Annotated in this window: 22 protein-coding genes; 15 read left to right on the top strand and 7 right to left on the bottom strand. The window is 70.1% G+C overall.

The genetic code is table 11. From position 1 onward, the window contains the following. The first annotated feature begins 109 nt into the window (after positions 1-109). The 4 genes from F784_RS0110190 to F784_RS0110205 all read left to right on the top strand — a co-directional run bounded on the left by F784_RS0110190 (position 110) and on the right by F784_RS0110205 (position 2,275). Positions 110-775, top strand: coding sequence for a hypothetical protein (locus tag F784_RS0110190; protein ID WP_019586627.1), 666 nt, complete (start codon positions 110-112; stop codon positions 773-775). Beyond that, positions 772-1,305 (top strand): GTP-binding protein, encoded by a 534-nt coding sequence (locus F784_RS0110195; protein ID WP_019586628.1) that lies wholly within the window; start codon positions 772-774, stop codon positions 1,303-1,305. The genes F784_RS0110190 and F784_RS0110195 overlap by 4 nt, the downstream gene beginning before the upstream one ends. A gap of 24 nt (positions 1,306-1,329) precedes the next feature. Further along, positions 1,330-1,707, top strand: coding sequence for a roadblock/LC7 domain-containing protein (locus F784_RS0110200; RefSeq protein WP_019586629.1), 378 nt, complete (start codon positions 1,330-1,332; stop codon positions 1,705-1,707). Between the two features lie 88 nt (positions 1,708-1,795). Next, positions 1,796-2,275, top strand: coding sequence for a hypothetical protein (locus tag F784_RS0110205; protein ID WP_019586630.1), 480 nt, complete (start codon positions 1,796-1,798; stop codon positions 2,273-2,275). An 87-nt stretch (positions 2,276-2,362) separates the two neighbouring features. On the opposite strand, the gene mutY is transcribed toward F784_RS0110205, so the two are convergent. Beyond that, positions 2,363-3,400 carry an A/G-specific adenine glycosylase gene (gene mutY / locus F784_RS0110210; RefSeq protein ID WP_019586631.1) on the bottom strand — a complete coding sequence of 346 codons (1,038 nt, stop codon included), beginning with the start codon at positions 3,398-3,400 and terminating at the stop codon, positions 2,363-2,365. 271 nt (positions 3,401-3,671) lie between these two features. On the opposite strand from mutY, the gene cobA reads away from it, so the two are divergent. Beyond that, entirely contained in the window at positions 3,672-5,207 is a 1,536-nt protein-coding gene (gene cobA, locus F784_RS0110215) for a uroporphyrinogen-III C-methyltransferase (RefSeq protein WP_019586632.1), read from the top strand. 90 nt (positions 5,208-5,297) lie between these two features. Here cobA and F784_RS0110220 read toward each other — a convergent pair whose 3' ends face one another. After that, complete coding sequence (locus F784_RS0110220) at positions 5,298-7,001, bottom strand: glycoside hydrolase family 15 protein (RefSeq protein ID WP_019586633.1); 1,704 nt, start codon at positions 6,999-7,001, stop codon at positions 5,298-5,300. Positions 7,002-7,398: 397 nt separating this feature from the next. Between F784_RS0110220 and F784_RS0110225 the strand changes: the two genes are divergently transcribed. Together F784_RS0110225 and F784_RS0110230 are read left to right on the top strand one after the other, a co-directional pair. Further along, positions 7,399-9,621 carry an ATP-binding cassette domain-containing protein gene (locus F784_RS0110225; RefSeq protein ID WP_019586634.1) on the top strand — a complete coding sequence of 741 codons (2,223 nt, stop codon included), beginning with the start codon at positions 7,399-7,401 and terminating at the stop codon, positions 9,619-9,621. Between the two features lie 984 nt (positions 9,622-10,605). Further along, complete coding sequence (locus tag F784_RS0110230) at positions 10,606-11,514, top strand: LysM peptidoglycan-binding domain-containing protein (protein WP_019586635.1); 909 nt, start codon at positions 10,606-10,608, stop codon at positions 11,512-11,514. A 78-nt stretch (positions 11,515-11,592) separates the two neighbouring features. Here the strand turns inward: F784_RS0110230 and F784_RS0110235 are convergent, their stop codons facing one another. Together F784_RS0110235 and F784_RS0110240 are read right to left on the bottom strand one after the other, a co-directional pair. Continuing rightward, positions 11,593-12,483 (bottom strand): aldo/keto reductase family oxidoreductase, encoded by an 891-nt coding sequence (locus F784_RS0110235; protein WP_019586636.1) that lies wholly within the window; start codon positions 12,481-12,483, stop codon positions 11,593-11,595. 68 nt (positions 12,484-12,551) lie between these two features. Beyond that, a complete protein-coding gene (locus F784_RS0110240; RefSeq protein ID WP_019586637.1) occupies positions 12,552-13,415 on the bottom strand; it encodes an SDR family oxidoreductase in 864 nt (287 codons plus the stop codon). A gap of 220 nt (positions 13,416-13,635) precedes the next feature. Between F784_RS0110240 and F784_RS0110245 the strand changes: the two genes are divergently transcribed. Next, the gene (locus tag F784_RS0110245) at positions 13,636-14,340 is read left to right on the top strand and encodes a TetR/AcrR family transcriptional regulator (protein WP_019586638.1); all 705 of its coding nucleotides are present in this window, start codon (positions 13,636-13,638) and stop codon (positions 14,338-14,340) included. Positions 14,341-14,467: 127 nt separating this feature from the next. On the opposite strand, the gene F784_RS0110250 is transcribed toward F784_RS0110245, so the two are convergent. Then, the gene (locus F784_RS0110250; protein ID WP_019586639.1) at positions 14,468-15,220 is read right to left on the bottom strand and encodes an IclR family transcriptional regulator; all 753 of its coding nucleotides are present in this window, start codon (positions 15,218-15,220) and stop codon (positions 14,468-14,470) included. 108 nt (positions 15,221-15,328) lie between these two features. On the opposite strand from F784_RS0110250, the gene hutU reads away from it, so the two are divergent. The 4 genes from hutU to hutH are packed head-to-tail and all read left to right on the top strand — an operon-like array spanning position 15,329 to position 20,640. Beyond that, the gene (gene hutU, locus F784_RS0110255; RefSeq protein ID WP_026332402.1) at positions 15,329-17,008 is read left to right on the top strand and encodes a urocanate hydratase; all 1,680 of its coding nucleotides are present in this window, start codon (positions 15,329-15,331) and stop codon (positions 17,006-17,008) included. Next, positions 17,005-17,916, top strand: coding sequence for an arginase family protein (locus F784_RS0110260; RefSeq protein WP_019586641.1), 912 nt, complete (start codon positions 17,005-17,007; stop codon positions 17,914-17,916). Before hutU ends, F784_RS0110260 begins: the two co-directional genes overlap by 4 nt. Next, positions 17,909-19,129, top strand: coding sequence for an imidazolonepropionase (hutI, locus tag F784_RS0110265; protein WP_019586642.1), 1,221 nt, complete (start codon positions 17,909-17,911; stop codon positions 19,127-19,129). Before F784_RS0110260 ends, hutI begins: the two co-directional genes overlap by 8 nt. Continuing rightward, on the top strand, positions 19,126-20,640 hold the full coding sequence (hutH, locus tag F784_RS0110270; protein ID WP_019586643.1) for a histidine ammonia-lyase: 1,515 nt from the start codon (positions 19,126-19,128) through the stop codon (positions 20,638-20,640). Before hutI ends, hutH begins: the two co-directional genes overlap by 4 nt. 149 nt (positions 20,641-20,789) lie before the next feature. On the opposite strand, the gene F784_RS0110275 is transcribed toward hutH, so the two are convergent. Further along, positions 20,790-21,020: a hypothetical protein gene (locus tag F784_RS0110275; RefSeq protein WP_019586644.1), complete on the bottom strand. Its 231-nt coding sequence runs from the start codon at positions 21,018-21,020 to the stop codon at positions 20,790-20,792. 47 nt (positions 21,021-21,067) lie between these two features. Next, positions 21,068-21,457 carry a hypothetical protein gene (locus tag F784_RS0110280; RefSeq protein ID WP_019586645.1) on the bottom strand — a complete coding sequence of 130 codons (390 nt, stop codon included), beginning with the start codon at positions 21,455-21,457 and terminating at the stop codon, positions 21,068-21,070. Positions 21,458-21,541: 84 nt separating this feature from the next. Between F784_RS0110280 and F784_RS0110285 the strand changes: the two genes are divergently transcribed. From F784_RS0110285 to F784_RS0110295, 3 genes are all read left to right on the top strand, one after another. Continuing rightward, positions 21,542-22,378 (top strand): hypothetical protein, encoded by an 837-nt coding sequence (locus F784_RS0110285; protein ID WP_019586646.1) that lies wholly within the window; start codon positions 21,542-21,544, stop codon positions 22,376-22,378. 191 nt (positions 22,379-22,569) lie between these two features. Further along, positions 22,570-24,192, top strand: coding sequence for a catalase (locus F784_RS0110290; RefSeq protein ID WP_019586647.1), 1,623 nt, complete (start codon positions 22,570-22,572; stop codon positions 24,190-24,192). A 344-nt stretch (positions 24,193-24,536) separates the two neighbouring features. Continuing rightward, positions 24,537-25,841, top strand: a complete 1,305-nt coding sequence (locus F784_RS0110295; protein WP_019586648.1) for an ABC transporter substrate-binding protein — start codon at positions 24,537-24,539, stop codon at positions 25,839-25,841. Positions 25,842-26,046: the final 205 nt, after the last annotated feature.

Genomic DNA, 26,046 nt, shown 5'->3' on the forward strand with positions numbered 1-26,046 from the left:
CTGTGATCACAGGATTAGTAAGTTTTTCACAGCAGCAGCGGGGAGATAGACGGTGCCCGCGGCGCTGCCACCCGACGCCCTTCCCCTTCCCCCACGTAAAGGAGTTGCTATGGCCCTTTTCGGTGATCTCGAACACCACGCGCTCACCGACCTGGTGAGAGTCCTGCGAGCCCAGAGCGGCACCCTGTTCTTCCACGAGGCCTACCAGCGCCGCACGGTGGAGCTGACGCTGGCCCAGGGGCGACTGCGGGCGATGTACCTGGACGGGTTTCCCATCCAGGAGCAGACCCAGGTTCGGGGCATTCTGTCCCAGCTTCAGGCCCAGGGCCGGGGTGCGTTCGAGTTCCAGCGGCGGGACCCTTCGCAGGTACCCGGCCTCTATGACCTGCCGCTGGGTGAACTGCTTGAGGCGCCGAATGAAGCGGCCATCCCGGCGGATCAGCTGCCCCACCCCGAGACCCGCTTTGTGCCCGCCCGCGCGGCGCAGGCCGTTCCCCCCTCGCTGGCGGCCGACTGGGCGCTGCTCCGGCCCCTCCTGACGTTCGGGGCGAGCGGCGCGGAACTCGCCCGGCGGGTGGGCCGCCCGGAGCGCGAGATCCTCGCGGTGCTGCACCGCCTGCGGGCCGCTGACCTCATCGCGCCGCAGCGGGCCGCCGCCCAGGCGCAGGCCGGGACCACCCCGGAGTCGGTTCCCGCCGCCCCGCCAGCCGCTCCCCTCGTTCAGCGTCTGCTGGGGGCCCTGCGCCGACTGTCGGGAAGGGCCGTGACCGCGTGATCCTGCCCCACGCCCCCCTGAAACTCGTCGTCTCCGGTCCCGTCGGGGCGGGCAAGACCACCTTCGTCCAGACCCTCTCCCAGACCCCCGTGGTTGCCACCGAGACCGAGGCCAGCGAGGACATCGGCAAGGCGAACACCACCGTCGCCTTCGATTTCGGCACCCTGCATCTGGACGGCCAGGAGCTGCACCTGTACGGCACCCCCGGGCAGGACCGCTTCTCCTTCATGTGGGAGGTGCTGTGCGAGGGCGCGCTGGGCCTGGTGCTGCTCGTCGCCGGGGACTGCCCGCAGGACTTTGGGCACGCCCGCACCATCCTCGACTTCATTACCAGCCGCATCCCGGTGCCCTTTCTCGTGGGGGTCACCCGCCAGGACCAGCCGCGCGTGTGGCACCCCGGCGACGTCGCCCTGTACTTCGGCCTCCCGCAGGAGCAGGTATGCGGCCTGAACGCCACCGACCCGCAGGAAGCCCGGACTCTCCTCGCCCACCTGCTGGAACAGACCCTCGCCTCCCGCCCGCTCGCCTGACGAGCGACCCCGAAAGGACCAGACATGACCGCGACCCTCAGCAAGCAGGACCTGCTCAACGCCACCCTCTCGACCCTGCGCGCCTCCATGCCCGAGCTGCGCGGCGCCCTCGTCGCCACCGTGGACGGCCTGCCCATCGCCCAGGCTATGGGGGACGGCACCGACGCCAACCGCGTCGCCGCGATGGCCGCCACCGCCCTGGGCCTGGGCAAGCGCATCAACGACACCCTGGGCTCGGGCCAGCTCACCGACATGAGCGTGGGCGGGGCCCAGGGCCAGGTGTACATCTACGCCGCCGGGCACAAGGGCGTACTCGCCGTCGTGGCGCCCACCGGCACCAACCTGGGCCTGCTGCACATGGAAGCCCGCGACGCCGCCCAGAGCGTCGCTGGCATCCTCTAAGGGCCAGTTCTCCCCCGAGGCCCCGATGGCCCCCCAGCCCAGCGTCCTGTCCCAGCTTCTTTCGACCCTTTATCCCAGGAGATCTTCCATGACGGCCACTGCCACCCAATCGCTGCGCCCCCACCTCGGGGACTTCAACTCCGTCGTCTGCTTCAAGGCCGTGATCGTCGGCGTCGAGGATACCCTCGGCCCGGACGGCGCCGCCGTGGTCTTCACCCGCGCCGGAAAGGTGCGCGGCCGCGCCCTTGTCGGCGAACTCGGCCTGTCCGGGAGCAATGTGCCGGTGGAGCAGATCGCGGGCCTGCTGGACGCCGCCATCGGCCGGAACGGCACCTGCCTCGCGGCTGTCACCCGGTCCTACCGGGACGGCGAGACCATCGTGATCGAGACCCAGGACACCGTGTGCTCGGCGGGCGAGCCGCTGGGCAGCGACCGCAAATGCACCTTCACCCTGGGCGCGGTCTGGGGCGCGCTGGAGGCCATCACCGGCGAGCTGTACCTCGGCGAGCATACCGAGAGCGTCCTGCGGGGCGGCACCAGCGACAAGTTCGTCTTCAGCCCCCTCTGAGCCTTCCCCCTGGGCGCCCCCACCGCTCGGGAGGGGGCGCCTTTGCCACGGCCCGCAGGACGCCCGGCCGCACCGTGGTTTCTCCCCTCACGCCCCCGCGAACAGCGACGCTTGCCGCCTCTCCCACAGCCCCAGCGCCTTGTGGTCCAGCCGCGAGAGGGCGGCATCCGCCACGTGGGAGCGGGGTGGACCGCCCGTGCCGCTGTACACGGTGAGCGTGACGTGGCGGTGAGTCATCGTGTGGGTGGCGGTGCCGAGTTCACCGGTCACGCCCGCGCCCAGACGTTCGGCTAGCCGGGCCAGAGTCTCCCCGGGAGTCTCCCCGTCGCGGATGATCTCGGTGGGCAGTCCCATCAGGCCTCCCAGCAGGTTGCCCTCGCGGCGTTCGAGGACGGCCTCGTGGGCGTCGCCGAGCAGCAGGGCGACGGCCCGGATTTCGCGCACCGCCGCCCGCACCTTGGGGGCGGGAAAGGCCGCCGGATGACCGGAGGCGAAGGCGGCGCACCACGCCCGCACCGGACACTCGCCGCACTTCGGAGCCCTGGGGGTGCAGATCGTCGCCCCGAGGTCCATCACCGCCTCGTTGAGGGCGCCGGGCCGGGCGGGGTCGAGCAGGGCGTCGGCCCTGGCCTGGACCCAGGCCTCCGCCGGATGCCGCTCCCCGTGCAGCCGCGCCAGCACCCGCCGCACATTCCCGTCGTTCACCGCCCGGGCCTCCCCAAAGGCGAGGCTCGCCACTGCCGCCGCCGTGTAGGGTCCGACTCCGGGCAGCGCCCGCCAGTCGTCGTAGGTCGTGGGCATCCCCTCCCGCACGATCACGTCCGCCGCCCGGTGCAGGTTGCGGGCCCGCGCGTAGTAGCCGCAGCCCTCCCAGGCCTTCAACACGGCCTCGATGGGGGCCTCCGCCAGCGCCTGCACGGTGGGAAAGGCCGCCAGAAAACGCTCGAAGTACACCCGCCCGCGCGCCACCTGCGTCTGCTGGAGCAGCACCTCCGACACCCACACCCGGTACGGGTCGCGCCTGCCCTCCGGCCCCACCCGCCACGGCAAGGGGCGCCCGGCCCGGTCAAACCACGAGAGCAGCGCCCCGCGCACGGCGGGCAGGTCGGCGGGGGAGAGGGGCACGCGGGGCAGTCTAGAGGGCCGCGGAGGAGGGGAAGGCAATTTCTCCGCCAATGATGAGGTTGAACCGGGGGGGCTGGTGAAACCTCCTCTGGTGGATGGGAGATGCACGGAAACGATGTCCAATCCAGCAAAAAATTCCCTCCCCTTGAACGTTCGATGCGCACTACAAAATTAGGCCAAAGGACCATTTCAAGCCACGCCGGAAGTTCAAGGTGGGGACCGCTGACCCCTCCCCGCATTTGTCCCCGCCGCCGCCCGCTAGCCTGAGGCCATGACTGCCCAGACCCCGTCCCCGCTCTCCCGCCCGTTCGTGTCCCTGATCGGGGCGGGGCCGGGCGACCCGGGCCTGCTTACCCTGCGCGGGGCCGAGGCGCTGCGGCAGGCCGACGTGGTGCTGTTCGACTACCTCGCCAACCCCGAGCTGCTGCGCCACTGCCCGGACGCCGAGACGATCTACGTGGGCAAGAAGGGCTTTTCCGACTACATCTCCCAGGAGCAGATCAACGCCCTGATCGTGGACAAGGCGCGGGAGGGCGGCGGCAAGCGGGTCGCGCGGCTCAAGGGCGGCGACGTGTTCGTGTTCGGGCGCGGCGGCGAGGAGGCCGAGGCGTGCGCGCACGCAGGCATCGGGTTCGAGGTCGTCCCCGGCGTGACGAGCGCCATCGCCGCCCCCGCCTACGCCGGGATTCCGGTGACCCACCGTGAGGCAGCCCGCAGCTTCGCCGTGCTGACCGGCAACACGAAGGAGGGCGGCGCCCACTACGAGCGGCTCTCCGGGGTGGACACGCTGGTGCTGCTGATGGGGGTGCGAAACCTCGACCAGATCAGCACCGACCTGATCAAGGCCGGGCGTGACCCGCAGACCCCCGCCGCGACCGTCCAGTGGGGCACCACGCCGAGGCAGCGGGTGGCGACGGGCACGCTCGCCACCATCGCGGGGGCGGTGCGCGAGGCCGGACTGGAGGCTCCCGCCGTCACGGTCGTGGGCGAGGTCGCGCGGCTGCGGGACACCCTGCGCTGGTTCGACGCCGTGCCTGAACACCATCGTCCCCTGGCGGGCCGCACCGTCGCCGTCACCCGCACGCGGGACGGGGCGAGCGCGCTGGCGGACCTGGTGCGGGCACGCGGCGCGGGGGTGCTGGAGGTGCCGCTGATCCGCTTCGCCGAGACGGGGAACGAGGCCGCCCTACACGCCCGGCTGCGCGACCTGACGGGGGTGGCCTGGCTCCTGCTGACCAGCAATCAGGCCGTCACGGCGCTGTTCACCCATCTGCGGCGGCTGGGCCTGGACGCGCGGCACCTGGCCGGGCTTCGCATCGCCGCCGTCGGCCCCAGCACCGCCCGGACGTTGGCCGAGCACGGGCTGCACGCAGACTTCGTGCCCTCCACCCCCGGCGCGCGGCACCTCGCCGCCGAACTCCCCGCCCAGCCCGGCGCAGTCACCCTGCACCTCACCAGCCAGGTTGCCGAGGACGAGCTGGAACGCGGCCTGACGGCGCGGGGGGTGCGGTATGAGCGCGCCGAACTCTACCGCACCGAGCCCGCGACCCTGGACGGGGGGGCGCTCGCACGGCTGCGGGCCGCGGACGTGGTGACCCTTGCCTCGGGCAGCGCGGCCCGGCACCTCGCGGCGCTGGCGGGGACGGACCTCACGGTCGCGGCGATGGGGCCGCAGACGGCCGACGCGGCGCGGGAGGCCGGGTTTTCCCGCGTCACCGTGGCGCGGGAGGCGACCCTGGAGGCGCTGGCCGACGCCGCCGCGCAGGCGGTGCTGCACAGGGACGGCGCTCCCTCCCCCGGCCGCTGAGTCGCGCTCGGGCGGGCAGAGGCCCTCGCCGGGGTGGGGGAGAGGGGCCCCTGCGAGGCGGGGGGGTGAGGTTTTCCCCGGCCCAGCGCTTTAGGCTCCCGGCTCCGAGAGTTCGGCGATCACCCCCAGGAGCGCGGCGTGGACGAAGGTCTGCGGGAAGTTCCCCAGCAGTTCGCCCGAGGCGGGGTCGGCCTCCTCGGCGATCAGGCCCAGGTCGCCAGCGTACCCCAGCACGGTCTCCAGGATGCGGCGGGCGCGGGCCGGGTCAAGGGCCGTCCAGTACAGCGCCACCCACAGCGTTCCGGCCAGAAAGGCGCCCTCGCCGGTCCCCCGCTCCCGCAGGGCGCGCCAGTACAGCCCCTCCCGGCACCAGTCGCGCTCCAGCACCCGCAGGGTCGCCCGCATCTCCGGCGCGTCGGGCGCGCAGTAGCCCCAGGTGGGATACAGGGCCGCCACCACGTCCACGGTCTCCTCGCCCGCGACCGCCGCAAAGGCGCCCTCGCTCGTCAGGCCGTGGGCCGAGACCCAGGCGCGGATGTCCCCGGCGACGGCCCGCCAGCGCTCCCCGGTCGCCGGGTCCGGGTGGAGGCCCGCGAGGCGCTCTAGGCCCACCGCGCCCAGCACCTTGCTCGACAGGTAGGGCCGCACTTCCTCCTCCTCCCAGATGCCGTTGTCGGGGTCGGCCCAGTGGTCGCACAGGTACTCGGCGGCGGCGCCCAGCATGGGCCAGTGTTCCTCCAACTCGGTCTGGCGGTAGAGTGCCGCGCTCGCCAGCAGGATGTTGCCGTACACGTCGAGCTGCACCTGCGAGGCGGCGGCATTGCCGGTCCTCACCGGGCGGCTCCCCCGGTAGCCCGCGAGCGGCAACTCCTCCACACTCGGCGCGTCCTTCCCGCTCACTGTCGCCAGCGGGGGCAGCGGACGCCCCAGGTCCCGGCCTGAGGCCGAGCGGCATACGAAATCGAGAAAGCCCCGCCCGAGCGTGCCGTTGTGGCCGGGGCTGAGCCGCGACAGCGCCCGCACGATCATCCCCGAGTCGCGGAACCAGACGTAGCGGTAGTCGTAGTTGCGCCCCGCGCCGACCACCTCCGGCAGCGAGGTCGTCGCCGCGCTGATTACGCTGCCCGTCTCCTCGAAGGTCAGGAGCCGCAGGGCGCGCAGCGAGCCGCGCACGGCCTCCGGGTAGGGGCCGCTGTAGACCGTCTCGGCCGCCACCCCCCGCCACCCGGTCAGGGTCGCCTCCAGCCACGTCTCCGGGTTCGCTTCCCCGCAGGGGCGGTCCCCCAGCAGCGCCCAGCCCGACTCCCCCGGCGGAATGCTCAGCCGTACCGCGCCGCCCTCGACCTGCGGGGGGTGGGAGGCGCTGAGCCAGCAGTCCCCGTCGATCCGCACCGCGTCCCCGTCCTGTTCCAGCAGGGGGGGGCACTGGGCGTAGTCGGGAGCGGGCGTGAGAACCAGGGTGGCGCCCACGCCCCGCACCAGGCGGCACACTCCGCGCGGCAGCCCCGGCCCGTAGGGCATGAAGTCCACCAGCGTGACCTCCCCGTCCGGCGTGTCCAGGTGCGTCTCCAGCACGCCGCTGTCCCCCAGATAGGCGCGGCGCGACGGCGTGAACTCTCCCTCCACCCGCCACTCGCCGCCCCGCTCCGGGTCGAGCAACCCCGCCAGCAGCGAGGGCGCGTCGAAGCGGCCCGGGCAGTACCACACCACGCTGCCCGACCGGGTCACGAGCGCGGCGGTGCGGCGATCCCCGATAAGGCCGAGGTCGCCGATATTGGAAGGCTGCTGGGTCATGACCACAGGGTAGGGAGGCTCCGGGCGGCCCCGCCCTTTCGTCAATCTCCTCCCCAAATTCCATGAGAGTCTTTTCATAGCAGGTGGCCGGGGGAGGGTTCCGGCGGCCGGTGAACCCATGCCCTTTCCCCCGTCCGGGTAGGTTCCGCCCGAGCCATGGCCGGTCATGCTCACTTCCATACCGCTGAGAATTAAGCGTTGATAAGTATCACACGCGGGGTCTTCTCAAATATTCCACAGGAATGATGAGTGAGCCGGAGCGGGCGCGCCCTTTGGCGAAGGAGTCCCACATGCCAGACCCCGATGCAACCCAGCCAGGAGAGAGCCGGGCCAAGTCCTGCCCCCTCTTTCCTGGCCCGCCACCCCTCCTCACCCTGACCTTGCAGGAGTCAATCCCATGATCCGTTCCCACATCGAGATTCGCGGGGCACGCGAGAACAACCTCAAGAACGTGACCCTGCGCGTCCCCAAGCACCGGCTCACGGTCTTTACCGGGGTGTCCGGTTCCGGCAAGTCGTCCCTGGTGTTCGACACCATCGCCGCCGAGGCGCAGCGGCAACTGAACGAGACCTTCACTGCCTTCGTGCAGGGCTTCATGCCGCATTACGGCCAGCCGGACGTGGACGCCATCGAGCATCTCAACGCGCCGATCATCATCGACCAGAAGCGCGTGGGGGGCGGAGCGCGCTCCACCGTGGGCACGTACACGGATATCGCGGCGGTGCTGCGGCTGCTCTTCTCGCGGGCCGGTCAACCCCATCTGGGCCCGGCTTATCTCTTCTCCTTCAACACCCCCCAGGGCATGTGCCTGGAGTGCGAGGGCCTCGGCGTGGCGGTGGGGCTCGACTTGGAGAAATTCCTGGACCGGAGCAAATCGCTGAATGGGGGCGCGCTCCTGCACCCGGACTTCAGGCCGGGCAAGTGGCTGTGGAAGACCTACGCCCAGTCCGGCTTTTTCGATGTCGACAAGCCGCTGGAGCGGTACAGCGACGAGGAGATGCGGCTCCTGCTGCACGGGGCGGGCGGGCGCAAGGTCGCGTTCGCCGACTTCAACCTGACGTACCTGGGGCTGGTGGAGCGCTTTACCAAAAAGGACACGGCGGCCATGTCTGACCGTCACCGGGCCGTCTTCGAGCAGTTCACCACCACCCAGGCCTGTCCCGTCTGTCATGGGGCGCGCCTGAACCCGGAGGCCCTGCACTGCCGGATTCAGGGCAGGAACATCGCCGAACTCTCTGACCTGGAGGTCACGCGGCTGATCGGGTTCCTGAACGAACTGCCGGAAAACGACACCCGCCGCGTTGTGGACAGCCTGGTCGAGCGCCTGACGCACATGGTGGACATCGGCCTGGGCTACCTCAGCCTGAGCCGGGGGACCGCCACGCTCTCCGGCGGCGAGTCCCAGCGCCTAAAGATGATTCGCCACCTGGGAAATAACCTCACCGACATGCTGTACATCCTCGACGAGCCGAGCGTGGGCCTGCACGCCCGCGACGTCGCCCGGCTGAACGGCCTGCTGCGAAAACTGCGGGACAAGGGGAATACGGTCCTGGTCGTCGAGCATGACCCGGATGTGATCCGGATTGCCGACCACATCGTGGACATGGGGCCGGGCGCGGGCACGCACGGCGGCGAGGTCGTCTTCGAGGGTGACTACGAGGGGTTGCGTCAGGCGGACACACTCACGGGACGGCACCTCAGCCAGCACCTGCCCGTCAAGCCGGAGGTCCGCCCCCCGACCGGCTGGATGACCGTGGAGCAGGCCCGCCTCCACAACCTCAAGGACGTGACCGTGCGGATTCCCACCGGGGTCCTCACTGTCGTGACGGGCGTGGCCGGGTCGGGGAAAAGCACCCTGATCAACGACATCTTCGTGGCGCAGCATCCGGGCGCCGTGGTCATCGACCAGTCGCGGGTGGGCGCGAACAGCCGCTCCGCGCCCGCCACGTACACCGGCATCATGGACGAGATTCGTAAGGTTTTTGCCCGGGCCAGTGGCATGAACGCCTCGCTCTTCAGCTTCAACTCCGAGGGCAGTTGCCCGAATTGCAACGGCTTGGGCGTGCTGTACACCGACCTGGCCTTCATGGAGGGCATCTCCACGCCCTGCGAGGTCTGCGAGGGCAGGCGCTACAAACCCGGGGTGCTGGCCCACACCCTGCGCGGCCGGAGCATCAGCGACGTGCTGAACATGACCGTGGAGGACGCCCTGGCCTTCTTCAGTGAGAAAAAGATCAGGGCCGTTCTGCAGGCCATGAGCGACGTGGGGCTGGGCTACCTGACCCTCGGGCAGCCGCTCGGCACCCTCTCCGGCGGGGAGGGGCAGCGGCTGAAACTCGCCACGGAACTGCACAAGCAGGGCAGCGTGTACGTGATGGACGAGCCCACCACCGGGCTGCACCTCTCGGACATCGGTCTGCTGATGGGAATCATCGGCCGTTTGGTGGACGCCGGAAACAGCGTGATTCTGATCGAACACCACCTGGACGTCATCCGCCAGGCCGACTGGGTCATCGACCTTGGTCCTGAAGGCGGCAGTGCCGGGGGAGAAGTTCTGTTTACCGGCCCGCCCAGCGAACTGGTCAGTGAATCGCGTTCAGTCACCGGGCAATACCTGTAGTTCCTCAGAACCTGACAGCTTGAGGGAGCAGGCAAGACGAAGGGTGGCTGGTGGGGCGGTACCAGCCACCGTGCCGCGCGGCTTGATACGTCCGCCACCCATCGAAAGAAAGGCAATAATTAATACAAGACGAAGCACCAGCCTCCTTCCCTCACGGAAATTTACCTGCCCCCTTTTTTTTCGCCCGCGCTTCTGCATCCTGCCTCTGGCTTTACGACAGCCAATTGGTGGCCCAAGCTCCCTGCGCGGTGAGCCGCTCCTTCCCCCATAGGGCCGTCCTGTCTGCTCTGGCCTTGGCTAATGCTGCTTCTGTTTTAGGGAAATTCCTTTCCTGCTGGAGCAGTATTGGCTGGGTGGCTTCGTTTCCGGATTGAAGGTGAGAGTTCGTCGATAGAGCCGCCTCCGCACCTGTGGCGTTCGTCAGTGTCTGGATTCGAGCGAGTGTGAAGCCCGGTTCTGGGAGCTGGCCTCCTAACTTGTTGCGTTGAGGACGTTAGATGTGGAATTAGGGGGAGTACAGATGAGTGGTCTGCGTCACTTGTTCTACATTGGCTCTGCGGGTTGTAGTTTCTCCTGCATCTGGGGAGCAGTTAGAAGGTCAGGGCTGAGGTGTTGTTTTCCCTCTTATGCATCAAGACTGGAAAAGGAAGTCGAGCCTACCCCTGGGCGTAGGCCGACCCGGCGATTCCGCGGGGCTTTGATGCTTGTGCATTGGCTGGGCTTTGGCTCTAACGTGCCCGCTGTTTTTCGGGGTTGTGAAGTAAGTTGCTTCCTGGATTGCTTTGACGGTGTCCTTTGGTTGTTCTTTTTGGGGTACTTTCCTATACTTGTATTAATTTTTTGGAAGCGGCGAGAGGCTTCCCACTGGGCAGCAGCCTGGGGTAGACGACCTTCAGACGTACCAGACTGGTGCCCGGCCCCCGCGCCGTCGTAAGGTGGGCACGCATGAATGGTGAACAGCTCCACTCTCCGTGGGCTGGCGGAATGGTCCGCCGTACGGTCCAGGCCCTGCTGGCCCTCTTCGCACTGGGGGGCGCAGCCCAAGCGGGACCTACCGTGGCCTACACCGTCCGCGCGGGCGACACCCTGTACAGCCTGGCCCGGCGCGCCGGAACGGACGTCCAGCAATTGATAAGGCTCAACGGCCTTCCGGGAACGGCGATTCAGCCGGGTCAGGTGCTCTGGCTGCCCGGCTCCCCTCCGGCCCGGGCGGCGTCCGCACCGGCAGTGCCCGTTCGGCCCGCCAGCCCGGCGAAGACGCCGCCCGCCGCGCCCCTGCCCCGGCCGGACGCCACCCGGGTCTCCGGGCCGGTTATCTGGACCACGCCCCCGGCGCCGACCGTCGCCAGTTTTATCGGCTGGTTCCCGCTGACCGCCTCGCCCATCGGGGACGCGCTGCCGGTGCGGACCTACCTGCGGGGGCTGGCGTTCGATTTCCAGACCTACAACAACTGCGGCCCCAGCGCCCTCTCGGCGGTGCTGGGCTTCTACCGGGTCAAGATCGGGCAGGACGTGATTCAGCGCACCGCGCGGCCCGGCGGGGGCTACATGCAGATCAGCGCCATCGCGCCGGAGCTGGCGAAGTTCGGGCTCCGGACGCTGACCATCCGCGGGGGCCGACTCTCGCAGGTCAAACGGCTGCTGGCGCTGGGCATCCCCGTAATCGTCCTGCAGTGGTACGACCGGCCCGGCCACATTCCCCACTTCCGGGTGGTGCGCGGGTACGACGACCAGGCGGGGGTATTCTGGGTGAGTGACAGCATGGTCGGGCCGCTGGCCTACCTGAGTTACCGCAGCTTCGACGCCCTGTGGAACGCCCAGGGCCGCCAACTGTTCCCGGTCTACCCCAAGGGCTACGACGCGGCGGTCCAGCAGCTCACCCGGACGGGGTAACGCCGGGGGCCGACTCGGCGCCGTGCCTCCGCCGCATGCCTAGTTACGCCCGCGATGAACGGACTTCCCGGGGTCCTCCTACCTGGGGGCGGGCACGCCGATGGTGTCGAGCTGGGCTAGCGCCTCCGCGGGCAGGGCGAGGGCGGCGGCCGCGACGTTCTCACGCAGGTGCGTAACGGAGGAGGTGCCGGGGATCACCAGCACGTTGGGCGAGCGGTGGAGCAGCCACGCAAGCGCCACCTGCATGGGCGTGGCCCCCAGGGTTTGGGCGACGCTCGACAGCGTATCCGACTGCAAGGGACTGAATCCACCCAGCGGGAAGAAGGGCACGTAGGCGATCCCCTGCCGGGCGAGGTCGCCCAGAAAAGCGTCGTCCTCCCGGCGCGCCACGTTGTACAGGTTCTGCACGCAGACGATCTCGGTGATGGTCTGCGCCTCCGCGAGTTGCGCGGGCGTGACGTTGCTCAGGCCGAGGTGGCGGATCAGCCCCTGTTCCCGGAGTTCGGCCAGGACCGTCAGCGGCCCCACGAGCGACTCCTCCAACGGCCCGTGCCCCTCGCCCATCATGCGGAGGTTGACGATATCGAGCGCGTCGAGCCGGAAGTTTCGGAGGTTGTCATGCACAGCCTGGGTCAGTTCCTGCCGGGACATGGCGGGCACCCAGGACCCGTCCGCCGGACGGCGGGCCCCGACCTTGGTGACGATGACGAGCTCGTCCGGGTAGGGGTGCAGGGCCTGCCGGATGATCTGGTTCGTGACGTGCGGGCCGTAAAAGTCGCTGGTGTCGATGTGGTTGATGCCGAGGCTGATCGCCTCGCGCAGGACAGCCACGGCGGCGTCCGGGTCACGCGGCGGGCCGACGACGCCGGGACCGGCGAGTTGCATGGCCCCGTAGCCCATCCGGTTCACGGTGCGGTCGCCGAGGAGAAATGTGCCTGCCTGGCCAGCGGGTCTGGTCGTGTCGGTCATGGGTGGACCTCCTGTGGAATCCGGGAGTTCGGCGTGGGCCGTGGACGTGGGTCTGACTGCACGAAACATCATCCCGCGGGTGAAATCGCCGCTTTCAGAACTTCCCGCACGGACGTCGGCGGGCGGCCGATCAGGCGGGCGAGCGTCGGGTCGACGCGGGTGAACGCGCCCTGGCGGGCAGCGACGAACATGCCCAGGAGCAGGGCGGCCCGGGGTCCGGGGACCCCCTGGGCGACCAGGCCAGCGCGGAACTCATCGTCGGGGACGACGACCCGGCGAATCCGGCGGCCCGTCAGCTCCGAGGCGAGGGCCGCGAGCCCCGCCGTGTCCATCGCCTCCGGTCCCGTGAGGGTGAGGATGGTGTCGCCCTCGCCCCCGTCAGTCAGGGCAATGGCCGTCGCCTCAGCGAGGTCGGGGTGCGCGGTGTAGTTGATCGGCCCGTCCTGCGGAGCCCTCAGCTCGCCCGTCCGCAGGGCGCCCTGGACGAGCATGACCGCTGTCTGCGCGTAGTAGCCGTTCCGCAGCGAGGTGTAGGCCAGGCCCGAGTCCCGCAGCGCGACTTCGGTCGCGGCGTGGCTGCGCGCGGGGGGAAAGGCCGAGATCAGGTCGGCCCCGGCGTGGCTGGTATAGAAGATGTGCCCAGCCCCCGCCGCCCCGGCCGCGTCAATCGCCGTCTGGTGCTGGCGAACTGTCCCCTCGCCGCCCGTGTTGGACGAGACAAGAAGGACCCGCGAGGCGCCCTCGAAGGCGTGGGCGAGGCCCGCGGCTTCGTTGAAATCCCCCTGACGCACACGGACCCCCCTCCGCTGGAGGTCCCGCGCCCTTTCAGGGTCGCGGACGCTCACCCCGATCTGGTCGGCGGGCAACCGTTCGAGCAACCGCTCCACGGTGGCCCGCCCAAGTTTGCCGTTGGCTCCGGTGACGATGATCATGGCGACCTCCTGTGAGTCCCGCGGGAGTTTCTGGACCAAGGCCGCCCCACTTCCCGGTCGTCCCTGAAACGACAAACCTGGATCAGTTCCCGGTCTGGCGGTGAACCCCCTGTCAAGCGCCGCTGGCAGAAGAAACGCCGCCGACTGTTGACAGCGCTAACTTAAACCAGCGATCAGCGATATGTCAAGTCGATAACACCCCCTGTGTTACCATCCTTCCGTGACGTCGGTCGCTCCTCCAGCTCCCCGGGAACGTATCCTCCAGGCCGCCCTGACCCTGCTCGAACAGGGGGGCGTGGAGGCCGTGTCCACCCGTGCAGTGAGCGCCGCCGCCGATGTCCAGCCACCCACGATCTACCGGCAGTTCGGCGATATGCAGGGGCTCCTGAATGCGGTGGCGAGTGCCGGATTCGGGTCCTACCTTCGGGACAAGGTGGCGCGGTCGGGGGTGGGCACGCGGGACCCAGTGGAGGTGTTGCGCGAGGGCTGGGACCGGCACGTGGAGTTCGGGCTGACCCATCCGCACCTGTACACCTTGATGTACGGTCGACTCCGGCCTGGTGAGGAATCCCCTGCGGCCCGGGAGGCCGCCGCCATGCTGCGGGCCCTGCTGGGGCGGGTGGCGGAGGCCGGGCGGCTGGCGGTGGGCGTGGACCGCGCCGCCGCCATGATCCACGCCTCGGCGGTGGGGGTGACCTTGACCCTGCTGGGCGCTCAGGAACGGGACCGCGGGCTGGCGGAGCGGATGCGCGAGGCGACGCTGGGGGCGATCCTCACACCTGAGGGGGGCACGACCGGCAACGCCACCCAGCAACAGGCGGCGGCCCACGCCGTCGCGTTGATCGCCCTGCTGCCTGGCCTCGCGGCCCCCTTCAGCGAGGCGGAGCGGCAGCTCCTGCTGGAGTGGCTGGGGCGCCTGACGTGAGGGGGGCGCCGGGTGCGGGATTCGGGAGTCGCGCTGACCCCCGCTGCCTTTGGGGAACCTCCAGCAAGACAGGAAGAACAGCCGAGGTTTGATCTTTGCCGGACATTCCCGCCCAGCGCGGGAACGGTCAGGACGGCGCGCGGTAGCCCAGGCTCCAGGCCACCTCGTCCGCCGCGTCGCGCAGGCGCCGGAGCAGGGTCTCGCGCCCCCGCAGGCGCCCGGTGGGCAGGCTCACGCCCAGGGCGGCGAGGACCTCCCCCTCCGGGCCGAGCAGGGGCACGGCCAGGCCGCTCGTGCCGGGCGCCCACTCGTCGCGGCTGAGGGCGAAGCGGGCGGCGCGGGTGGTCGCCGCCTCAGCCTCCCACGCCGCCGGGCCCGTCAGGGTGTGGGGGGTGAAGGGCGTGGCGTCCATGGGCAGGGGCAGCCCGTGCAGGGCGAGGAGCAGCTTGCCGCTCGCGGTCGCGTGGGCGGGCAGCTCGAACTGCGTCTCGCCGACGACCGGGGGACCGTCGCGGCCCTGCACCGAGCGGGCAATGCACAGCACCCGGGGGACGTCCCCCCGCTCCAGCACGCAGACGAAGGCGAGGAGGTGGGTCCCGCGCGCCAGGGCCGTCATCGCGTCGTGGGCGGCGGCGTACCAGGGCACGCTGCCATACAGGGCGCTGGAGAGCTTGAGCAGCCGCCACCCCAGTCGGAAGCGGCCCCGCCCCACCCGCGTCAGCAGGCCGGAGGCCGTCAGGGTTCCCAGGTGCTCGTGCAGGGTCGAGGTGGGCTGCCCCAGGTAACGCGCCAGACCGCTCAGCGTCCACTCCGTGTGATCGGCGTCGAACGCCTCCAGGACGCGGACGGCGCCGTCGACCGTGCTGAGGGTGCGGGGCATGGGTCCCATCCTAGGCTTTTCCGAATATATCGGAAAGTCCGCTTGTGGGCAGGGAGGGGTGGGGGGACGATGGACGCACTCACCCGCCTCTTCCGAAAGGACACACCCATGACCGAACTCACCGCCCCGCCCGTGATCCGCGCCCCCCGCGGCCCCCAGCGCACCGCGAAGGGCTGGATTCAGGAGGCCGCCAAACGCATGCTGATGAACAACCTCGACCCCGAGGTGGCCGAGAATCCCGCCGAGCTGATCGTGTACGGCGGGCGCGGCAAGGCGGCGCGGAACTGGGAGGCTTACGCGCGCATCGTGGAGACGCTCGACCGGCTGGAGAACGACGAGACGCTGCTGATCCAGTCGGGCAAACCGGTCGCGGTGCTGCGGACGCACGAGTGGGCGCCGCGGGTGCTCCTCGCCAACTCCAACCTGGTGCCGCACTGGGCCAACTGGGAGGAATTCGACCGCCTGGACGCCGCCGGGCTGACCATGTACGGGCAGATGACGGCCGGGAGCTGGATCTATATCGGCACGCAGGGCATCCTCCAGGGGACGTACGAGACCTTCGCGGGCGCGGCGAACAAGCATTTCGGCGGCACCTTGAAGGGCACGGTCACCGTCACGGCGGGCCTAGGCGGCATGGGCGGCGCGCAGCCCCTCGCGGTGAAGCTGGCGGGCGGGGTGAGCCTCACCATTGAGATCGACCCGCACCGCATCCAGCGCCGCCTGGAGACGCGCTATCTGGACGAGGTGGCGGACAGCCTGGAGGACGGTATCGCCCGTGCAGAAAAGTACAAGGCGGGGGGCGTGGCCCGCTCCATCGGCGTGCTCGGCAACGCCGCCGAACTGCTGCCCCAGCTGGTGGAGATCGGCTACACGCCCGACCTCGTGACGGACCAGACGAGCGCGCACGACCCGATGTGGGGGTATATTCCCGTCCTCAGGCCGGACGAGGACGCGGACACGCTGCGGGCCGAGCAGCCGGGGGTGTACCGCCAGCGGGCCTACGCGGGGATGGCGGCACATGTCCGGGCGATCCTGGAACTCCAGCGCCGGGGAGCGGTCGCCTTCGATTACGGCAATAACCTGCGGCACCGGGCGCGGGAGGCGGGGGTCGAGAACGCCTTCGACTATCCCGGCTTCGTGCCCGCCTTCATCCGCGACTCCTTCTGCGAGGGGCGGGGGCCGTTTCGCTGGGTGGCGCTCTCGGGCGACCCGGAGGACATCCGCGCGACGGACCGGGCGCTGCTCGACCTCTTCCCGCAGGACTCCCGGCTGCAGGCGTGGCTGACGTACGCCGCCGACCAGATCGCCTTCCAGGGCCTCCCGGCGCGCATCTGCTGGCTGGGCTACAAGGAGCGGGACAGGGCTGCCCTGCTCTTCAACGAGATGGTGGCGGACGGGCGGCTGAAGGCCCCGGTCGTGATCGGGCGCGACCACCTCGACGCGGGCAGCGTCGCCAGCCCCTACCGGGAGACGGAGGCTATGGCGGACGGCTCGGACGCGGTCTCGGACTGGCCGCTGCTCAACTTCGGGGTGGGCATCGCCAGCGGCGCGGCGTGGATGAGCTTCCACCACGGGGGCGGCGTGGGCTTGGGCTTCTCGCAGCACGCGGGGCTGGTGGCGGTGGCGGACGGGACGCCGGAGGCGGCGTTCCGTCTCAGCCGCTGCCTGACGAACGACCCGGGCATGGGCGTGGTCCGGCACGCGGACGCGGGGTATGAGCGGGCGCTCGACGTCGCGCGCGCGCGGGGACTGGACCTGCCCAGCCTGGGGATTCAGGACCACCGATGAGCCTGCCCTCCCACCTCCCGTACGGCGGCGTCGCCTCCTTCGCCCGGGCACCCGTCGTCGAGCCGGGCGGGGAATGGCGGGCCGACGTGGCGGTGCTGGGGATTCCCTTCGACCTCGCGCTGGGGTTCCGGCCCGGGGCCAGGTACGCGCCGCGGGCGCTGCGGGAGGCCAGCCTGCGCTACGTCCCGCCCCTCACCGACCTCTCGGGCCGGACCCGGCTGGCGGGCGTGACCTTCGCCGACGCGGGGGACGTGGTGCTGCCCAGCCTGGAGCCCGAACTCGCCCGGGAGCGCATCACGGAGGCGGGGGGGCAGGTCCGGTCGCGCTGCCGCCTCCCCGTCTTTCTGGGCGGGGACCACAGCGTCACGTACCCGCTGCTGCGCGCCTTTCACGACGTGCCCGACCTGCATGTCGTCCAGCTCGACGCGCACCTCGACTTCACGGACGTTCGGAACGACACACGGTACAGCAACTCCAGCCCCTTCCGGCGGGCGGTGGAGGACTTGCCGAACCTCGTCCATATCACCACGCTGGGGCTGCGCGGGCTGCGCTTCGACCCGGAGGCGGTGACGGCGGCGGGGGCACGCGGGCACACGCTCGTGCCGATGGAGGAGGTGGAGGACCTCTTTCAGGACGTGATTCAGGCCCTGCCCGCCGGACGCCCGATCTACCTCAGCGTGGACGCGGACGCCCTCGACCCCGCCGTGCTGCCGGGGACGAGCAGCCCCGAGCCGGACGGCTTCACGTACGGCCTGGCGATAAGGGTGATCCGCGAGGTCGTGCGGCGGCACCGGCTGATCGGCATAGACCTCGTCGAGCTCGCCCCCAACCTCGACCCCACCGGCCGCAGCGCCCTGATCGCGGCGCGGCTGATCCTGGAGACGCTGGGTGAGGCGCTGGATGCCTGAGACGCTGTTCACGGGGATTTCGCGGCTGGTGACGCCCCCCCCGGGTCCCCAGCGCGGCGCGGCGATGCGCGAGCTGACGATGTGGAAGGACGCGGCGCTGCTGGTGCGGGATGGGATGGTTGCCTGGGTGGGCGCCGCGAAGGACGCCCCGAATGCCGAGCACACCCACGACCTCGGCGGCGCGGCGGTGGTGCCCGGCCTGGTGGACCCGCACACCCACGCGGTCTGGGCGGGGGATCGGCTGGCGGACTTCGAGGCGCGCCTCGCGGGGGTGCCCTATGAGGACCTCCTGGCGCGGGGGGGCGGCATCCGCTCGACGGTGCGGGCGACGGCGGCGGCCAGCGAGGATGAACTGGCGAGGCTGGCTGCCCCCCGACTTCAGGCGCTCCTGCGCTCCGGGGCCACGACCACCGAGGTCAAGAGCGGGTACGGGCTGGACTTTGCTGCCGAGGGGCGGATGCTGGAGGCGGTGCGCGAGGTGGGGGCCTCCTTCCCCTGCGCCCTCGTTCCCACGCTGCTCATTCACGTTCCGCCCCCTGAGGAGCGCGAGGCGTACGTGCGCGGCGTCTGCGAGGACCTGATCCCGGCCGTCGCCGCGCGGGGCCTCGCCACCGCCGTGGACGTGTTCTGCGAGCGCGAGGCCTTCACGGTGGCAGAGACACGCACCCTCCTGACGGCGGCGCGGGCACGCGGGCTGGGCGTGAAACTGCACGCCGACCAGTTTCACGCGCTGGGTGGAGTGGAACTCGCCTGCGGGCTGGGGGCGCTGAGCGTGGACCACCTGGAGGCGAGCGGGGAGGGGCAGATTCAGGCTCTCGCTGGATCGAACACGGTGGCGACCATCCTCCCCGGCGTGACGCTGCACCTGGGGCTGCCCGCCGCTCCCGCCCGGCGGCTGGTGGACGCGGGCGCCCGTGTGGCGGTCGGCACCGACCTCAATCCGGGGAGTTCACCCCTCTTCAGCACCTCGCTCGCCCTGGCGCTCGCGGTGCGGCTGAACGGCCTCACGCCCGCCGAGGCGCTCACGGCGGGCACGGTGAATGCCGCCGCCGCGTTGGGGCTGACGGACCGGGGGGCACTGACCTCGGGGCAGCGGGCCGACTTCCTGGCGCTGCACTCGGCCGACTGGCGCGACCTGGTCTACACGCTGGGGGCGAACCCCGTCCGCGACGTGTTCGTGGGCGGTCGTCTCACCAAGGAGAATGGACTGTGATTCTGGACCGGCAACTGACGCTCGAAGATTTCATCGGGGTGGTGCGCGGCGGCGAGCAAGTCACTCTCTCCGCCGCTGCTCGGGAACGCATTGGGCGGGCACGGGCCGTCATCGAGCGCATCGTGGACGGCCCAGACGCCGTGTATGGCGTCAACACCGGCTTCGGCAAGTTCGCCACCGTGCGGATCGCGCGGGAGGACCTGCGGCAGCTTCAGCACAACCTGATCGTGTCCCATGCCGTCGGAGTGGGCGAGCCCCTGCCCACCGAGGTCGTGCGCGGCATGCTGCTGCTGCGGGCACAGTCGCTCGCGCTGGGGCACTCGGGGGTGCGGCCGGAGGTCGTGGACCTACTGCTCGCGCTGCTGAACGCGGGGGCCTGCCCGGTCGTGCCCGCGCAGGGGAGCGTGGGGGCGTCTGGGGACCTCGCGCCACTGGCGCACCTCGCGCTGGGGCTGATCGGGCTGGGGGAGATCGCCTACCAGGGCGAGGTGAGGCCCGCCGCCGACGTGCTCGCCGAGCTGGGCCTGACGCCCCTCGCGCTGGAGGCGAAGGAGGGGCTGGCGCTCATCAACGGGACGCAACTGATGGGCAGCCTGCTCGCGCTCGCGCTGCACGACGCCCGCACGCTGCTGGGCACGGCCAACCTCGCCGCCGCGATGACGGTGGAGGCGCTGTCGGGGAGCCACCGGCCCTTCTCGGAGGGCGTGGTGCGGCTGCGGCCTCATCCCGGGGCGCTGGAGGTCGCGGCCGACCTGCGGGAGTTCCTGCGAAATTCGGCCATCGCCCCGGCGCACGCGAACTGCGGGCGGGTGCAGGACGCCTACAGCCTGCGGGCGGTGCCGCAGGTCCACGGGGCGACGCTGGACGCGCTCACACAGGCCGGGCGCGTGCTGGAGGTCGAGTTCGCCTCGGTGACCGACAACCCGCTCATTTTCCCGGACCGTGCTCATCCGGCGGGGGGCGAGGTGATCTCGGGCGGGAACTTCCACGGGCAGCCGCTGGCGCTGACCGCCGACGCGCTCAAGGTCGCGGTCGCCGAACTCGCCTCCATCTCCGAGCGGCGCATCGAGCAGCTCCTCAACCCGGCGCTCTCGGGACTGCCGGGCTTTCTGACGCCCGAGGGCGGCCTGAGCAGCGGCCTGATGATCGCGCAGTACACCGCCGCCGCCCTGGTCAGCGAGAACAAGGTGCTGGCCCACCCCGCGAGCGTGGACTCAATCCCCACCTCGGCCAATCAGGAGGACCACGTCTCGATGGGCGCGCACGGGGCGCGGCAACTGCGGCAGATCGTGGAGCACGCCCGGACGGTGCTGGGCATCGAGCTGCTGTGCGCGGCGCAGGCGCTGGACTTCCAGCCCCTCGCGGCGGGGCGGGGCGTGCGGGCGGCCCACGAGCGGATTCGGCGGGAGGTGGCCCCGCTGGGAGGGGACCGCTACTACCGCCCGGACCTGCTGCGGCTGCGCGAGCTGGTCACGGGTGGGGACCTGTTGCGGGCCGCGCGGGAGGCCTGAGCGCCGGGTCATACGACGTGGCGGTGAGTCGAAGACGAGGGGCGACCGGACTCGCCAAGCGGCGCAGCAGAGGGTGCAGCAAAGAAGACCGACTGGCGGCGATGGAAGACCCTCTGGTGCTGTCCGGTAAGGTCTGGAGCCAGTCGGTCTCAGGCGCCCGGGTCCCGCACCTTCTGCGCCGCCGCGAGAAAGGCCAGCGTGGCGGCCTTCTCAAAATCCGGGCCGCAGCCCTTGGCGATGGGGACGCCGCCTTGCCGGATCTCGATGCACTCCAGGCAGTCGCCCGACAGGACCCGGACATCACTTTCCCGCAGCTCGCAATGCGCCTTTTTCAGAAAGTCCCACGCTCGGTCCAGGACCTTGTTCGCTGGCGTGTTCATGGGGGTCAGGGTAGGAGGGGGCGCGGGGGCCTGACTATGGAATTTTCTCAGCGCAGCCTTGAGCGAGCCTTACGGAAGGACCTTGCCTCCCCGGCCTCCCAGTCTGTCGCCCACCACACCAGGAAGTTGTACGCGGCGAGGCCCAGGAAAAAGGTCCGTGCCCAGCGGTCCCGCGCGAAGCCCGCCAGCCAGGGCAGGGCAAGCTGCACGAGGACGCTGGCGAGTTCCGCCCGGCCGTGCCAGCGGAAGGGCACCAGGCGGATCACCCCCAGGGGCGTCCCCGTGGTCGTCACCGCGAGCAGGATGAGCGCCGTGAAGGTGTTCGCCCAGCGCAGCGGCGTGCCCCGCAGGCCTGCCCGGCGCGCGAGGAAACAGAGCGTGGGCGCCGTCAGGTAGTCCACCAGCGCGTGTCCCCGCCTGCCCCACAGTTTGCCCATGCCCCACCGTAGTGGACGCGGGGCCGCCGATGCTGAGGACGGGCCCAGTGGGGGTCCCGCCGTGGCAGACTTTTCCTGATCCCTATGCTCCCCCCACGCGCCGCCGTGACGGTCCTCGCCGTGCTCTCCACCGCCCTCGCCGCTCCCCCCACCTTCCAGAGCACGGCCTTCTGCCAGCGGTACGGGTGCGTGGCGCTCGGCCGCCTGACGGTGACGCCGGACACCCGGCTGGAGCTGTACACCTTCCGCAGCCCCAGCCGGGCGGAGCTGCGGGTCTGGCGGGACGGGACCGGGGTGCCCGGCGCCGCCTACGTCCTGCACCGGCCGGAGGGGGGCGGCGAGGCGAAGTTCCCGGTGATCGCGCAGTTTCTCTCGGCCGCGACGGGGGTGCCAGTGACCGAGCGCGACGTGCGGCGGGCGAGCCGGGCTTCCCCGGGTGAGGTGCGCCGGGGGCGGGAGGAGAACGCCAGCCCATTCGTGGTGCATCTGCCCCGCGGCGGGGTGGTTTACACCGTGCAGGTCGTGGAGGGCGCGGCCCAGAGCGCGGGCACGCCCGACTGGGCCCTGACCGTGCGGCTGTACCGCGACGAGCGCATCCCCCGCCTCCTCACCCTCTTTCCCGACGTGTGGGGCCTGAGACCCGTGCTGAGTTTCCTGCGGGCGAACGAGCGCGCCGCCTATGGTCTGGACCGCTGGCTGGACCTCACCCCGGCGCAGCGGGCGGCCTTCGACCGGCTGGTCGCGGAGGACGCGGCCTTCGTGCAGCGGAGCACGCCCGTCGGGGGGGCCTCCGATCCGGGGGCCCTGGGCACGCGGATGACGGCCTTTCTGCAAGGCCAGGACGCGCGGCTGCGGCGTCTGCTGGGCACCCAGTACCCGAGCTTCCGCGCCTGGGTCCGCACGAACTGGGCGGCGCAGTGAGGCGCGCGGCGGCTTCGCTTTCCCTTTAGACAGGGGGCTGCGGAGTGGACAGCGTGGGGCCACGTAATTATGATTTCGGCGCCCCAACGGGACCGAGAAGCTCAGCGGCCCTTCTCTCCGGGAAAGTCCCCACGGTCCCCGGCCCCACCGTTTCTCCCCGCCCCGCGCGGCCAGTCCCCGTAGGAGACGCTATGAGCGACCAGAACCAGCTTCCCGAGCACAACACCGCCGCCGAGGGCGTGGGCGGCACCGCTGACCCCCGGATGGGCCAGGGCGAAGGTAAGCGCACCCTGACAACCCGCCAGGGCCACCCGGTCCGCAACAACCAGAACCAGCGCACGGTGGGCACGCGCGGCCCTGCCACCCTGGAGAACTACCACTTCCTGGAAAAGATCAGCCACTTCGACCGCGAGCGCATCCCCGAGCGGGTGGTCCACGCGCGCGGGGCGGGGGCGCACGGCTACTTCGAGGCCTACGGCAAGGTCGGCGACGAGCCCATCTCTAAGTACACCCGCGCCAAGCTCTTCCAGCAGCCCGGCAAGCGGACCCCCGTTTTCGTCCGCTTCTCCACCGTGATCCACTCCAGCCACTCGCCAGAGACGATGCGCGACCCGCGCGGCTTCGCGGTGAAGTTCTACACGGAAGACGGCAACTGGGACCTGGTGGGGAACAACCTCAAGGTCTTTTTCATCCGCGACGCGATCAAGTTCCCGGACGTGATCCACTCGCTCAAGCCCGACCCGGTGACCAACCGGCAGGACGGCGGGCGCATCTTCGACTTCATGAGTGGCACGCCCGAAGCGGTGCACATGCTCACCCTGCTGTTCTCGCCCTGGGGCATCCCGGCGAACTACCGCCAGATGCAGGGCTCGGGCGTGAACACCTACAAGTGGGTGAACGACCAGGGCAAGGCTGTCCTCGTGAAATACCACTGGGAGCCGCTGCAGGGCATCCGCAACCTGACCCAGCGCGAGGCCGAGCAGATTCAGGCGAAGAACATCAACCACGCCACCCAGGACCTGTACGAGGCCATCGAGCGCGGAGACTTCCCGCAGTGGGAACTGTTCGTGCAGATCATGTCGGATGACGATCACCCGGAGCTGGACTTCGATCCCCTCGACGACACGAAAATCTGGCCGCGCGACCAGTTCCCCTGGCTCCCGGTCGGGAAGATGACGCTCGACCGCAACCCCGAGAACTACTTCGCGGAGGTCGAGCAGGCCGCCTTTGGGACGGGCGTCCTGGTGGACGGCCTGGACTTCAGCGACGACAAGATGCTGGTGGGCCGCACCTTCTCGTACTCGGACACGCAGCGCTACCGGGTGGGGCCGAACTACCTGCAGCTTCCCATCAACGCACCGAAAAAGCATCTGGCGACCAACCAGCGCGACGGGCAGATGACCTACCGGGTGGATACGGTGCCGGGCCAGAACCCGCACGTGAACTACGAGCCCAGCTCGATGAACGGCCTGACGGAGGCGCCGCGCGACGTCGTGGAGTACACCCCCCGGGTGGAGGGCCACCTCCAGATGGCCTCCCTCGAGCGCACGAACAACTTCAGGCAGGCGGGCGAGCAGTACCGCGCCTTCGAGGACTGGGAGCGCGACGACCTGATCCAAAACCTTGTCGAGAACATCTCGGCCGCCATTCCCGAGGTGCAGCAGCGGATGGTGGAGCTCTTCACCCAGTGCGACCCCGACTATGGCCGCCGGGTGGCCGAGGGGCTGGAGCAGGTGCGCCGGGGCCGCGAGGAGCAGGAACGCGACGCCGTGCGCCAGGCCGAGGAGCGCAGCCGGGAAGCCCAGCCCTACTGACCCCTTCCTGGCCAGCTGGAATACCCGGAGCGGACTTGGCCGCCGCTCCGGGTATTTCAATGTCCTGATCCTGCTGCAAAGTCAGGAACGGGCCGAGCTGGAACAGGAGCCGCGCCCACGTCCACGCCAGCCCCGGGCCTCGGCTCGGCCTACATGTGCCGTTCATCTCCATCCATCCCCCAACAAAACCGTGTCAGAGGGGTTTGACGCGGTTCTGGGCGAGGTGTAGTCTGCCAGGCGAACACCTATCTATACCGCTTGAACTTTCTTCGTTGACCGGACGTCCCGGTTTGGCTCTCCGCCGCCCCCGACCCGGGGGCTTGCTCTCAGGAGGATTCACTGTTATGGCTCACCCCCTTCGCCGCACCTCTCTGCTGGCCCTGCTCGTGCTGGGCACGGCCGGAGCCCAGGGCTACACCGGCCCCAAAGTCCAGCTCTCGTTCCTGCACGGCTTCACCGGCGCCGACCGCCCGGTGATGGAGCGCCTGATCGCGCAGTTCAACTCGACGCACCCCAACATCCAGGTGCGCGCTCAGGCCCAGCCCTGGGGCACGACCTGGCAGCAGCTCCCCTCGCTGGTCGCCTCCGGCCGCGCGCCCGACGTGGTCGTGATCAACGAGGACCAGATCACCCAGTTCATCGCGCGCGGCGCCGTCTCGCCCCTGACCGACGCTGAGCTCAAGACGGCGGGGATCAACAAGGCGCGCTTCTACGGCCCACTCTTCAAGACCGCCGACTACGAGGGCAAGTCCTATGGCGTGCCGATCTCCTCGGTCGCCTACGTGATGTTCTACAACAAGGACCTCATGCAGAAGTCGGGCGTCACCAAGGTGCCCACCACCCGTGCCGAGTTCCTGAAGGCCGCCCAGCAGTGCACGACCGACAAGAGCGGCAAGAAGGCCGGTCAGGCGGGCTTTGACAAGGGGAACCTCAACACCTGGGGCGTCAGCCTGTACAACAACTGGGTGGGGTCGCGCATGGCCTACGCCGCCATCCTGCAAAACGGCGGCTCGCTCGTCGACAAGAACCTGAACGCCAACTTCAACACCCCGCAGGCGGTCGAGGCCGTGCAGTTCTTGGTCGACCTGGTGCAGAAGCACGGCGTCGCCCGTCCCAACAGCACCGAGGAAGCCGAGCTGGCGGCCTTCAGCCAGGGCAAGGTCTGCTTCTTCCCCAGCGGCCAGTGGTACACCGACCGCTTCGAGCAGCAGAAGATGAACTTCGGCGTGGCCTTTGTGCCGCGCATCGGCTCCAAGCAGGACGCGGCCTGGGGCGGGTCGAGCCACCTCACCCTGCCCAAGCAGCGCGCCGGGTACGACGCGAACAAGCGCCGCGCCGCGCTGGAATTCATGAACTGGATGACCTCGCCCGCCCAGAACCTGACCTGGACGGAGGCGGGCAGCCTGCCCGTGATGCCCACCGTCGCCAGCAACCAGAAGTTCGAGGGCCGTCCCATCGCGGGCGTCTTCTCGAAGCTGGGCTCCATCTATGCCACCAGCGGCTTCCCCTGGGGCGGCCAGGTGCTGGGGCCCTTCGACAACGCCTGGGCGAACGCCTACAGCGGCAAGCAGAGCGTGAAAGCCGCGCTGGACGCCGGGGTGAGCGAGTCGAACAAGCAGATTCAGCAGGCCCGCAAGTCCTTCCAGTAACGCCGCTGGCGGCCTGAATCTACCCACCCATCACGCCGGTCACGCGCGCAGCCCAGGACGAGTTCCAGATGTCCAAAGTGGACGCCGTGACCGGCGCTTTCCAATCCCCGGCCACCCGCCCCAGGGAAGAAGAGGTGCCTGATGACCTCGCACACATTCCAGAACGCCCCCCGCGAGTGCCGCGCTCCACGGTGCTCGCGCCTGC

Source organism: Deinococcus apachensis DSM 19763 (genome assembly GCF_000381345.1).
GTDB classification, from domain to species: domain Bacteria; phylum Deinococcota; class Deinococci; order Deinococcales; family Deinococcaceae; genus Deinococcus; species Deinococcus apachensis.

What these genes read in the sequence shown, in the direction of transcription:
- F784_RS0110190 (WP_019586627.1), top strand. Translation starts at nt 110, where the DNA reads ATGGCCCTTTTCGGTGATCTCGAACACCACGCGCTCACCGACCTGGTG.
- F784_RS0110200 (WP_019586629.1), top strand. Translation starts at nt 1,330, where the DNA reads ATGACCGCGACCCTCAGCAAGCAGGACCTGCTCAACGCCACCCTCTCG.
- F784_RS0110205 (WP_019586630.1), top strand. Translation starts at nt 1,796, where the DNA reads ATGACGGCCACTGCCACCCAATCGCTGCGCCCCCACCTCGGGGACTTC.
- cobA (WP_019586632.1), top strand. Translation starts at nt 3,672, where the DNA reads ATGACTGCCCAGACCCCGTCCCCGCTCTCCCGCCCGTTCGTGTCCCTG.
- F784_RS0110220 (WP_019586633.1), bottom strand. Translation starts at nt 7,001, where the DNA reads ATGACCCAGCAGCCTTCCAATATCGGCGACCTCGGCCTTATCGGGGAT.
- F784_RS0110225 (WP_019586634.1), top strand. Translation starts at nt 7,399, where the DNA reads ATGATCCGTTCCCACATCGAGATTCGCGGGGCACGCGAGAACAACCTC.
- F784_RS0110230 (WP_019586635.1), top strand. Translation starts at nt 10,606, where the DNA reads ATGGTCCGCCGTACGGTCCAGGCCCTGCTGGCCCTCTTCGCACTGGGG.
- F784_RS0110235 (WP_019586636.1), bottom strand. Translation starts at nt 12,483, where the DNA reads ATGACCGACACGACCAGACCCGCTGGCCAGGCAGGCACATTTCTCCTC.
- F784_RS0110240 (WP_019586637.1), bottom strand. Translation starts at nt 13,415, where the DNA reads ATGATCATCGTCACCGGAGCCAACGGCAAACTTGGGCGGGCCACCGTG.
- F784_RS0110250 (WP_019586639.1), bottom strand. Translation starts at nt 15,220, where the DNA reads ATGCCCCGCACCCTCAGCACGGTCGACGGCGCCGTCCGCGTCCTGGAG.
- hutU (WP_026332402.1), top strand. Translation starts at nt 15,329, where the DNA reads ATGACCGAACTCACCGCCCCGCCCGTGATCCGCGCCCCCCGCGGCCCC.
- F784_RS0110260 (WP_019586641.1), top strand. Translation starts at nt 17,005, where the DNA reads ATGAGCCTGCCCTCCCACCTCCCGTACGGCGGCGTCGCCTCCTTCGCC.
- hutI (WP_019586642.1), top strand. Translation starts at nt 17,909, where the DNA reads ATGCCTGAGACGCTGTTCACGGGGATTTCGCGGCTGGTGACGCCCCCC.
- F784_RS0110275 (WP_019586644.1), bottom strand. Translation starts at nt 21,020, where the DNA reads ATGAACACGCCAGCGAACAAGGTCCTGGACCGAGCGTGGGACTTTCTG.
- F784_RS0110280 (WP_019586645.1), bottom strand. Translation starts at nt 21,457, where the DNA reads ATGGGCAAACTGTGGGGCAGGCGGGGACACGCGCTGGTGGACTACCTG.
- F784_RS0110285 (WP_019586646.1), top strand. Translation starts at nt 21,542, where the DNA reads ATGCTCCCCCCACGCGCCGCCGTGACGGTCCTCGCCGTGCTCTCCACC.
- F784_RS0110290 (WP_019586647.1), top strand. Translation starts at nt 22,570, where the DNA reads ATGAGCGACCAGAACCAGCTTCCCGAGCACAACACCGCCGCCGAGGGC.
- F784_RS0110295 (WP_019586648.1), top strand. Translation starts at nt 24,537, where the DNA reads ATGGCTCACCCCCTTCGCCGCACCTCTCTGCTGGCCCTGCTCGTGCTG.